This window comes from Streptomyces geranii (genome assembly GCF_002954775.1).
GTDB classification, from domain to species: domain Bacteria; phylum Actinomycetota; class Actinomycetes; order Streptomycetales; family Streptomycetaceae; genus Streptomyces; species Streptomyces geranii.
The window spans coordinates 101,727-111,389 of sequence record NZ_PJME01000031.1; the positions used below are offsets into that span (position 1 = coordinate 101,727).

Here is a 9,663-nt window from a genome sequence, read left to right on the forward strand (position 1 = left end):
ACACACCCGCGCTCCCCGCACCACCCCTCTGCCCATGAATACGCCGGAGGAATCTGTTCGGTTCCCGTACGAAGCAGGTCAGCCCTCGTAGAACCCCCTTACCCGCTCATGTACCGCCGCCGGGGCGTTCGTGTGGTCGAGCCCCAGCAGCGCCGCGCCGAGCACCGGCCGGGCCGTCACCACCCGGGCGACCGCCTTGGGTGCCCGCGCCGCCAGCAGCTCGGTGATGCGGTCGGTCAACCGGGCGTGCTGGGCCGCCAGTACGCCGCCGCCCAGCAGGACCGGTGTCTCCTCTTCGAGGAGACCGAGGCGGCCCAGCGCGACCGTGGCCATGGCGACGACCTCCTCGGCCAGCCGGTCCACCAGCGCGCACGCCACCGGGTCGCCGTCCGTCGCGGTCGCGAACAGCACCGGCGTCAGCTCGTGCCGCCGCGCCTCGTCGATGCTCCCCAGGTGCAGGGCCTCGATCAGCGCGTACATGGAGGTCAGCCCGAAGTGCGCGGGCAGCGCGGTGACCAGGGCGGTCGGCCCGCCCCGCCCGTCCTCGGCCCGCGCCGCGTGCCACATGGCCTCCTCCGCGAGGCCCCAACCGCCGCCCCAGTCCCCGGAGATGCGCCCGAGGGCGGGGAAGCGGGCGGTGCGGCCGTCCGGGGTCATCCCCACGCAGTTGATCCCGGCGCCGCAGACGACGGCCACCCCGCGCGGTTCGGTGATCCCGGCCCGCAGGATCGCGAAGGTGTCGTTGCGCACGTCGACACTGGCGCCCCACGCGCGTGCGTGCAGCGCGGCGGTGAACTGCCGCTCCTCCACGGGGAAGTCGGCGTTCGCGAGACACGCGGAGACCCGGTCGACGGAGGAGACCCCGGCGGCGGCGAAGGCCTCGTCGACGGCGTCGGCCAGCCCGGCGACAGCCGCGTCGAGCCCGTCGGCCGGGGGTCTGAAGCCCCCGCCGCGCGCGGTGGCCAGCACCTCCCCGTCGGCGGCGATCACGGCCACATCGGTCTTGCTGTTGCCGGCGTCGACGGCGAGGACGTGTGCGGTCATGCCCACGCGAGGTGCTCCCGGTTGTGCGCGATCAGGGTGTCGGTCAGGGTCTCCGCGTAGTCGTACTGTCCGACCAGCGGATGGGCGAGAAGCGCCCGGAAGACCCGGTTCCGCCCGCCGTGCAGAGCGGCCTCCAGGGCCAGCTCCTCATAGGCCGTGACATTGGCGATCAGCCCCGCGTACAGCGGGTCGACCGGCGCGACGGCCAGCGGAGTCGCCCCCTTCGGGCCCACCGCCGCCTGGGTCTCGATGACCGCGTCGTCCGGCAGGAAGGGCAGCGTCCCCTTGTTGTAGGTGTTGACCACCTGGTAGGGACTGCCGCCCCCGCCGAGGAGCGAGGCGGCGAGGTCCACCGCCGCCTCCGAGTAGAAGGCGCCGCCGCGCTTGGCGAGCAGCTCCGGCTTCTCGTCCAGGGCCGGATCGCCGTACAGCCGCAGCAGTTCCTCCTCCATGGCAGCGACCTCGGCCGCGCGGGAGGGCTTGGTGCGCAGTTCCCGTACGACGGCGTCGTGGGCGTAGTAGTAGCGCAGGTAGTAGGAGGGGACCGTCTCCAGGCTGTCCAGGACCGGGCGCGGAAGGTGAAGGTCGTCGGCGATCCGGTCGCCGTGTTCCGTGAGGAGCCGGGGGAGGACGTCCTCGCCCTCGGGGCCGCCGAGGCGGACGCCCGTCTCCCAGGTGAGGTGGTTGAGGCCCACGTGCTCCAGGTGGATGTCGGCCGGCGTCACCCCGAGCAGCGCGGCGAACTTCCGCTGGAAGCCGATCGCCACGTTGCACAGGCCGACCGCCTTGTGGCCGGCCTCCAGAAGGGCCCGGGTCACGATGCCCACCGGGTTGGTGAAGTCGATGATCCAGGCGTCCGGGTTGGTGCGCCGGACCCGCTCGGCGATGTCCAGGACCACCGGCACCGTGCGCAGCGCCTTGGCGAGGCCGCCCGCGCCGGTCGTCTCCTGGCCGACGCAGCCGCACTCCAGCGGCCAGGTCTCGTCCTGCTGCCGGGCGGCCTGGCCGCCGATACGGAGTTGCAGCAGGACGGCGTCGGCGCCCTCGACGCCCTTGTCCAGGTCGTCGGTGGTGGTGATGGTCCCGGAGTGTCCCTGCTTGGCGAAGATCCGCCGGGCCAGTCCGCCGACCAGCTCCAGGCGTTCGGCGGCCGGGTCGACGAGGACCAGTTCCTCGATGGGCAGGGTGTCGCGCAACCGGGCGAAACCGTCGATGAGTTCGGGGGTGTAGGTCGAACCGCCGCCGACCACGGTGAGTTTCACTGAGAGATGCCTCGCTTCCGGGCGCCGTGGCCGGTGTTGTTCGGCCGGGGGTCCGGGGGTTGTCCCCCGGGGAGATGCTGCATATGCGGATCAACCCTTTACGCCGGTCAGAGTGACGCCCTCGACGAACGCCTTCTGCGCGAAGAAGAACACGAGGAGCACGGGGGCCAGGACCAGCACGGTCGCGGCCATGGTGAGGTTCCAGTCGGTGTGGTGGGCGCCCTTGAAGGACTCCAGGCCGTAGGACAGGGTCCACGCGCCCGGGTTCTCGGAGGCGTAGATCTGCGGGCCGAAGTAGTCGTTCCAGGCGTTGAAGAACTGGAAGAGGGCGATGGCCGCGATGCCGGGCTTGGCCATCGGGAGGATGACCTTCAGCAGGGTGCGCAGATCGCCGCACCCGTCCACCTTCGCAGCGTCCACGTACTCGTTGGGGATGGTCAGCAGGAACTGGCGCAGCAGGAAGATGGAGAACGCGTCGCCGAACGCCAGCGGGATGATCATCGGCCAGAGCGTGCCGGACAGGTCCAGCTGCTTCGCCCAGAACAGGTACATCGGGATGACGACCACCTGGGGCGGCAGCATCATCATCGAGATGACCAGCATGAGCGTCAGATTCCGGCCCCGGAAGCGGAACTTGGCCAGCGCGTACGCCACGGGGACCGAGGAGACGACAGTAAGTACTGTGCCCAGTCCGGCGTAGATGAGCGTGTTCTTCCACCAGGTGAGGAAGCCCGGGGTGTCGAAGACCTTCCGGTAGTTGGACCACTCCCAGGTGTGCGGGATGAGGTCCCGGCTCAGTGCCTGCGAGTCGCTCATCAGCGAGGTCAGGAACACGAACACGAAGGGCAGGGTGAAGAAGAGGGCCGCCGCGATGCCGAGCGAGTGGATCGCGATCCACTCCAGGAGCGCCTTGCGGCGGGCCGTGCGCTCGGCGGGCGAGGCGGGGACCTTCGACTCGACCGGCCGTTCCAGTAGTTGGGTCATGTCAGTCACCTGCCTGGATGAGACCGCCCCGGCGCCGCATCAACAGCGCGGTGAACGCCATGGACAGGGCGAACAGCACCAGGGCGACGACACAGGCCGAGCCGTAGTCGAAGCGCTGGAAGCCGAGGTTGTAGACGAGTTGGGGGAGGGTGAGCGTGGAGTGCTCGGGGTAGCCGGGCTCGAACATCGTGCCCGCGCCCTGGATCACCCCCGAGGCGACCTTCCCGGCCACCAGTGGCTGCGTGTAGTACTGCATCGCCCCGATGACGCCGGTGACGACGGCGAACATGATGATCGGCGAGATGTTCGGCAGCGTGACGTACCGGAACCGCTGCCAGGGCGTCGCCCCGTCCAGCTCGGCCGCCTCGTACTGCTCCTTCGGTACGTCGAGCAGCGCGGCCATGAAGATCACCATCAGGTCGCCGATGCCCCACAGGGCCAGCATGGTGAGCGCCGGCTTCGACCAGGTGGGGTCGTTGAACCAGCCCGGGGCCGGGATACCGATCTTCTCCAGGATCGAGTTGACCGGTCCCGTACCGGGGTTGAGGAGGAACGCGAACGCCATGGTCGCGGCGACCGGCGGGGCCAGGTAGGGCAGGTAGAAGAGGGTGCGGAAGATCCCCGTACCCGTCTTGATCTTCGTGATGAGCATGCCGATCCCGAGTCCGAACAGGACCCGCAGGCTCACCATGATCACGACCAGCCACAGGGTGTTGCGCAGGGCGGGCCAGAAGTAGGGGTAGGACTCGAAGACGTAGGTCCAGTTCTTCGTCCCGCTCCAGGTCGGCGGCTTGAAGCCGTCGTAGTGCATGAACGAGAAGTAGACCGTCGAGACCATCGGGTACGCGAAGAAGACCGTGAAGCCGATCAGCCAGGGCGAGAGGAAGGCGAGGGTACGCAGCCTCTCGCGCCGGTGCTTCGCCCGCAGGGTGTGGGTGGTGGTGGCCATGGCTACTTCGCCTGCGCGATGTCCGTGTCGATCTGCGCCGCCGCCTTCTGCAGGCCGGCCTTCAGGTCGGTGATCTTGCCGCTCTCGTAGTCGTAGCCGAGCTGCTGGATGGTGGTGAGGTAGACGCCGCCGTTGATCGAGGCGGGCGAGGTGGTCGAGTTGGGGTTCGCGGCGATGTCCAGGAAGGTCTTGAAGCGCGGGTCGTACTTCAGCTTCGGGGACTTGAGAGCCGCGAGGGTGGACGGCACGTTGTGGATGGCGTTGGAGAAGCCGACCACCGCGTCCGTGTCCGTGGTGATGTACTTCACCAGCTCCCAGGCCGCGTTCTGCTTCTGGCTGGTCGCGGCGATACCCGCGATGGTGCCGGTGATGTAGCCCTTGCCGTACTGGTCGGCCTGGTCGTCGGGCACGGGCAGCGGGGCGACGCCGATCTCGAAGTCGGGCTTCGCGTCCAGCGCCATGCCGAGCCGCCACTCGCCGTCCAGCTGCATGGCCACCTGGCCGGTCTGGAAGGGGTGCTTGGGGCCCCACTCGTCGCCGAGGCCGGCCCGGTACTTCTCCAGCTTCTTGAAGCCGCCGAGGTCGTCCACGAGCTTCTTCTGCAGGGTCATGGCGTCGGAGACGGCAGGGTCGGTGGCGATCGTCGACTTGCCGGACGAGTCGAAGTACGTCGGCCCGAACTGGCCCATGTAGTGCTCGGTGGTCGTCTCCCAGCCGTGGTAGTTCGGCATGAAGCCGAGCTGGGAGTACGTGTCGCCCTTGGTGACCGTCAGCTTCTTCGCGTCGGCCTCGAACTCGGACCAGGTCTTCGGCGGGCTGGTGATCCCGGCCTTCTCGAAGGCGGTCTTGTTGTAGTAGAGGCCGTACGCGTCGCCCAGCAGCGGTACCGCGCAGCGGTCGCCGTCGTACTGGGTGTACTCGCTCATCGCCTTCGGGAAGGTGGTCGCCGGGTCGATGCCGTCTTTCTTGAAGAGCGGGTTGAGGTCGACCAGCGCGCCCGAGGAGCAGAACTTGCCGACGCCGTTGGTGGTGAAGGAGGAGATCACGTCGGGTGCCTTGCTGCCGCCCGCGCGCAGCGCCTGGTTGATCTTGTCGTCGGTCATGTTGCCGACGACGTTGACGTGGATGTTCGGGTGGGCCTTCTCGAAGCCGGCGACCAGCGCCTTCACGCCCGCGACCTCGTTCGGCGCGCTCCAGGCGTGCCAGAAGGTGATGGTCGTGTCCTTGCTGGCGTCGTCCTGGGCTCCCGTGGAGGACTGTCCGGTACAGGCGGTGGCGAGCAGGGCGGTGGACGCGGAAACGGCGAGCGCGACGGCGACTTTTCTTGATATTCCGGGCATGGCGAGGTCTCCCAGGGAAGGGCGTGGCAGGGCAGGGGACTGAATGTGACGAGAGTGGGCCGAGAAGGGGTGATCAGCGCGAGGTGTCGAAGACCTCGTCGCGGGTGGTCGCCAGGGCGCTTTCCAGCGCGCCCCGCAACACGGGGTGTTCGCGTACGTCGCCCACGACCAGCCGGGGCCGGGTCGCGGCCAGTTCCTCCAGCTCGGCCTGGACCAGACCGCGCAGGGGTTCGCCGCCCGCGGTGAGGGAGGCGCCGCTGAGGACGACGAGTTCGGGGTCGAGGACGGAGACGAGCGAGGCCAGACCGGTGGCCAGGCCCGTCGCGTACGTTTCGAGGAGTTGTCGGTGGGGACCCGCGTCGACGCCGGCGGCCTGCGCGACGAGCGCGGCGGCGACCTCGGCGTACGGGCCGTCCGGTACGGGGGTGATGCCCAGCTCGCGGGCGAGCCGGGGGATTATCTGGGAACCGGCCAGCTCCTGGTAGCCGCCGCTGCCGGTCCTGCTGACCTGCCGGACGAGGGGTGTGCCCGGCACGGGCAGGAAGCCGACCTCGCCGGCGCCGCCGGTCCAGCCGCGGTGCAGCCGGCCGCCGAGGACGAGCGCGGCACCGAGGCCGCCCTCGTTCCAGAGCAGTACGAAGTCGTCGTGGCCCCTGGCCGCGCCGAGCCGCTGTTCGGCTATGGCGACGAGGTTCACGTCGTTCTCGTACTCCACCGGCATCGGCAGCGCGGCGGCGAGTTCGTCGAGGAGGGTGGGGGAGTGCCAGCCCGGGAGGTGGGCGGCGTAGCGCAGCCGTCCGGTGCCCGGGTCGAAGGCGCCAGGCGTGCCGATGACCAGCCGCCGGACGTCGTCGCGGGCCAGTCCCGCCGCCTTGACGGCGCCGTCCAGGGCCTCGGTGACCTGCTGGACGACGGGCCGGGCGGGGCGCTTGCCAGGGGTGGGCAGTTCGTGCTCGCCGACGGTCCGGCCGGTGATGTCGGCGACGGCGGCGAGGATGCGTTCGGGGGTGACGTCGAGCCCGGCGGCGTACGCGGAGGTCGGGTCGACCTCGTACAGCTGGGCGTTGGGTCCTGGCCGGCCCTCGGTGGTGCCGGAGGCCAGGACCAGGCCCGCCGCTTCCAGGCGGGCGAGGAGCTGGGAGGCGGTCGGCTTGGAGAGGCCGGTGAGCTTGCCGATCCGGGTGCGGGACAGGGGCCCGTGCTCCAGGAGGAGGTCCAGGGCGGCCCGGTCGTTCATGGCGCGCAGGACGCGCGGTGTGCCGGGCGTGCCCGCGGTTCCTGCCATGGGGAGTGCACCTGCCTTTCCGTTGCCGTTGCCCAGCTTTTCACAGTGCCGATGACTGTTAGGAAGGTTTCCTATCGGATGGCGAGAAGATAGGACCAGACAAAGGAGGGCGTCAAGAGGCAAACCAGAAGCGGCGCTCCCGGAGTCCGGGAGCGCCGCCTGACTGTGTTTCCGTGCGGTTACTTCGCCGCGGCCTGCGGACCGCTCAGCGGGGTGGCCGCCTGGGCCTGTGGGGAGCCCGTGTTGGAGTACGCCGAGGGGGCCGCCATGGCCGCCGTCGGGTCGGCGGGCTCCTCGGTGTCCGGGACCAGGGGCGTACCGCCGACTATGCGGATGCCCGCGGCGTCCAGGGCCCGCTTGACGCGCCAGCGCAGCTCGCGCTCGATGGTCAGGGACTTGCCCGGCATCGTCTTCGCCGAGAGGTGGATGACCATCGAGTCCAGGAGCACGCTGTCCAGGCCCAGGATCTCGATCGGGCCCCACAGCATCTCGTTCCAGGGCTCTTCCTTGCTCAGCTGCTCCCCGACCTCGGCGAGCGTCGCCTTCAGCCGGTCCAGGTCCTCGTCCGCGCGGACGGTGACGTCGACGCCGGCCGTGGCCCAGCCCTGGGAGAGGTTGCCGATGCGCTTGACCTCGCCGTTGCGGACGTACCAGATCTCGCCCTGGTCGCCGCGCAGCTTGGTGACCCTGAGCCCGACCTCGATCACCTCGCCGGAGGCCACCCCCGCGTCGATCGTGTCGCCGACGCCGTACTGGTCCTCCAGGATCATGAACACGCCGGAGAGGAAGTCCGTGACCAGGTTGCGGGCGCCGAAACCGATCGCCACGCCCGCGACACCGGCGGAGGCCAGCAGCGGGGCGAGGTTGATCTCGAAGGCGCCCAGGATCATCAGGGCGGCGGTGCCCATGATGATGAAGCTCGCCACCGAGCGCAGCACCGATCCGATCGCCTGCGAGCGCTGCCTGCGGCGCTCGTTGTTGGCCAGGAGGCCGCCGATGGTGGTGCCGTCGACCGCCTGGGCGGTGCGGTTCATCCGGTCTATGAACTTGGTGATGGCCCGCCGCACGACCATTCTCAGCACCCCGGCGATCACCAGGATCAGCAGCACTCTGAGCCCGATCGCCAGCCAGGTCGACCAGTTCTGCTCGACCCAGCTCGCCGCGTTGGTCGCGCTCTTCTGGGCGTCCTGGAGAGACGGGACCAGTGTGGTCGGCGACTCCGAGGGGGTCGGCGACGGCGACGAACCGGCGGCCAGCAGGACGGCGGACAAGGACACGGCGGGTACCTCCAGGTGCGCGTTCTGCCGTCCGGCGGGGCGGTCAAGGTCACGGAAAGGTCACCGGATCGGCAGGCTCACCACACTAACGGGTGCATCCTGTGGGAATCGTCAGGATGCGGAGGGGAGAGACCGTCCTCACCTGGGGATGTATGGGGGTGTGGTCGAAAACACTCCCAGCCCGTTACCGGGACGTGGTGGCGCTGTCACCTGGCGAGAGGGGAGACTGACTGCAGATCGTCCCGGCGCGAGCCACGCGCCGCCGACGCCCAAGGAGGCATCCGTGCCGCATGTCCTGGTCCTCAACGCGTCGTACGAGCCACTCGGCGTCGTACCGCTCCGCCGCGCGCTCGTCCTCGTCCTGGAGAACAAGGCTGTCTCCCTGGAGGAATCGGGCGCCTTTATGCACAGCGCGACCGTTACTGTCCCCGCACCCAGCGTGGTTCGGCTGAAGAGGTTCGTCCGGGTTCCCTACCGGGGGCCCGTCCCGCTCACCCGTAGGGCGCTGTTCGCCCGCGACGGCGGCCGGTGCATGTACTGCGGCGCCGCCGCGACCAGCGTCGACCACGTCATCCCGAAGTCCCGCGGCGGTCAGCACCGCTGGGACAACGTGGTGGCGTCGTGCCGCCGCTGCAACCACACCAAGGCCGACCGCCATCTCTTCGAGATCGGCTGGCGGCTGCGCCACAAACCCGCCCCGCCCACGGGTCTCGCCTGGCGCATCATCGGAACCGGGCACAGGGACCCGCGCTGGCTGCCATACCTGCAGCCGTACGGCGCGGACGACGCGTTGGCCCGGATCGACGGCATCTCAGCCTGACGTCCGGGCTTTCGTGTACCCGCACGCCCGTGCGAGCAGGGCGTGCGGTACGGATGCGATCCGGCCCTGGGAACCGTTCCTAGGGACTGAGCGGGAGTGAGTCCTGTTGCCAGGTCTCATGCTCAGCCGAACGCCCCGAACGGTGTTGGGCGTTCTGGTTGCCCGCGTTCGCTCCGCGTCCGGGCCGGACGGATCGTGTCCGTGGTCCGGGGATGCGGGGGCGGGTTCCCTCACGCCCAGGAACATCTGATCCGGCCTGGACGGTCCGATGCCCCGCACGATCACTCCGGTCGTGTGGGGGCGGTGCCGTCCGTCGCCGGATCGGGTGTCCCTGGGCGCGCCTTCCGATCGCCACGGCGGCAGCATCGTGGCGGGTGGTGGTGCGGGTTGTGGTGGTGAGGGGTTTCTGCCAGTGCTGGGCGCCCCAGCGGCTGGTGTAGGCGGGGTCGACGGCAATGACCGCGACACCCGTCTGATCCACCATCGAAGACAGCCGGGCACGGAGTTTTCCGGTGGGCATGCCGGAGATCAGCTGGCGGAAGCGTTTCCTGCGGCCGTGTTTCTCCCGGGTCTTCTCGGTGGCGAAGTCCAGGTCCTCGACCGCGATCGCCTTCACGCCGCAGGCGCGGGCCCAGTGCAGGAGGCGGGTGAGGGCGTGGCGGACCTGGGCGTCGCGGTGTTCGGCGGTGCCGGTCAGGTCGT

The 9,663-nt window shown here is 69.7% G+C and carries 8 protein-coding genes and 1 pseudogene; 1 reads left to right on the top strand and 8 read right to left on the bottom strand.

What is annotated here, in order from left to right:
• Positions 1 to 78: 78 nt before the first annotated feature.
• The 7 genes from CW359_RS29685 to CW359_RS29715 all read right to left on the bottom strand — a co-directional run bounded on the left by CW359_RS29685 (position 79) and on the right by CW359_RS29715 (position 8,141).
• The gene (locus CW359_RS29685; protein ID WP_105973259.1) at positions 79 to 1,050 is read right to left on the bottom strand and encodes an N-acetylglucosamine kinase; all 972 of its coding nucleotides are present in this window, start codon (positions 1,048 to 1,050) and stop codon (positions 79 to 81) included.
• Positions 1,041 to 2,306: a 6-phospho-beta-glucosidase gene (locus CW359_RS29690; RefSeq protein WP_105973260.1), complete on the bottom strand. Its 1,266-nt coding sequence runs from the start codon at positions 2,304 to 2,306 to the stop codon at positions 1,041 to 1,043. The genes CW359_RS29685 and CW359_RS29690 overlap by 10 nt, the downstream gene beginning before the upstream one ends.
• Positions 2,307 to 2,396: 90 nt before the next feature.
• A complete protein-coding gene (locus CW359_RS29695; RefSeq protein WP_105973261.1) occupies positions 2,397 to 3,290 on the bottom strand; it encodes a carbohydrate ABC transporter permease in 894 nt (297 codons plus the stop codon).
• Between the two features lies 1 nt (position 3,291).
• Positions 3,292 to 4,239, bottom strand: a complete 948-nt coding sequence (locus CW359_RS29700; protein ID WP_105973262.1) for a carbohydrate ABC transporter permease — start codon at positions 4,237 to 4,239, stop codon at positions 3,292 to 3,294.
• A 2-nt stretch (positions 4,240 to 4,241) separates the two neighbouring features.
• Positions 4,242 to 5,579 carry an ABC transporter substrate-binding protein gene (locus tag CW359_RS29705; protein ID WP_105973263.1) on the bottom strand — a complete coding sequence of 446 codons (1,338 nt, stop codon included), beginning with the start codon at positions 5,577 to 5,579 and terminating at the stop codon, positions 4,242 to 4,244.
• A 73-nt stretch (positions 5,580 to 5,652) separates the two neighbouring features.
• Entirely contained in the window at positions 5,653 to 6,864 is a 1,212-nt protein-coding gene (locus CW359_RS29710) for an ROK family transcriptional regulator (protein WP_105973264.1), read from the bottom strand.
• Positions 6,865 to 7,043: 179 nt separating this feature from the next.
• A complete protein-coding gene (locus tag CW359_RS29715; RefSeq protein WP_105973265.1) occupies positions 7,044 to 8,141 on the bottom strand; it encodes a mechanosensitive ion channel family protein in 1,098 nt (365 codons plus the stop codon).
• A 283-nt stretch (positions 8,142 to 8,424) separates the two neighbouring features.
• Here CW359_RS29715 and CW359_RS29720 point away from each other — a divergent pair, with 283 nt between their 5' ends.
• Positions 8,425 to 8,961, top strand: coding sequence for an HNH endonuclease (locus tag CW359_RS29720; protein WP_105973266.1), 537 nt, complete (start codon positions 8,425 to 8,427; stop codon positions 8,959 to 8,961).
• A gap of 79 nt (positions 8,962 to 9,040) precedes the next feature.
• Here CW359_RS29720 and CW359_RS29725 read toward each other — a convergent pair.
• Positions 9,041 to 9,663: pseudogene (locus CW359_RS29725) on the bottom strand (IS200/IS605 family accessory protein TnpB-related protein); the annotation flags it as partial.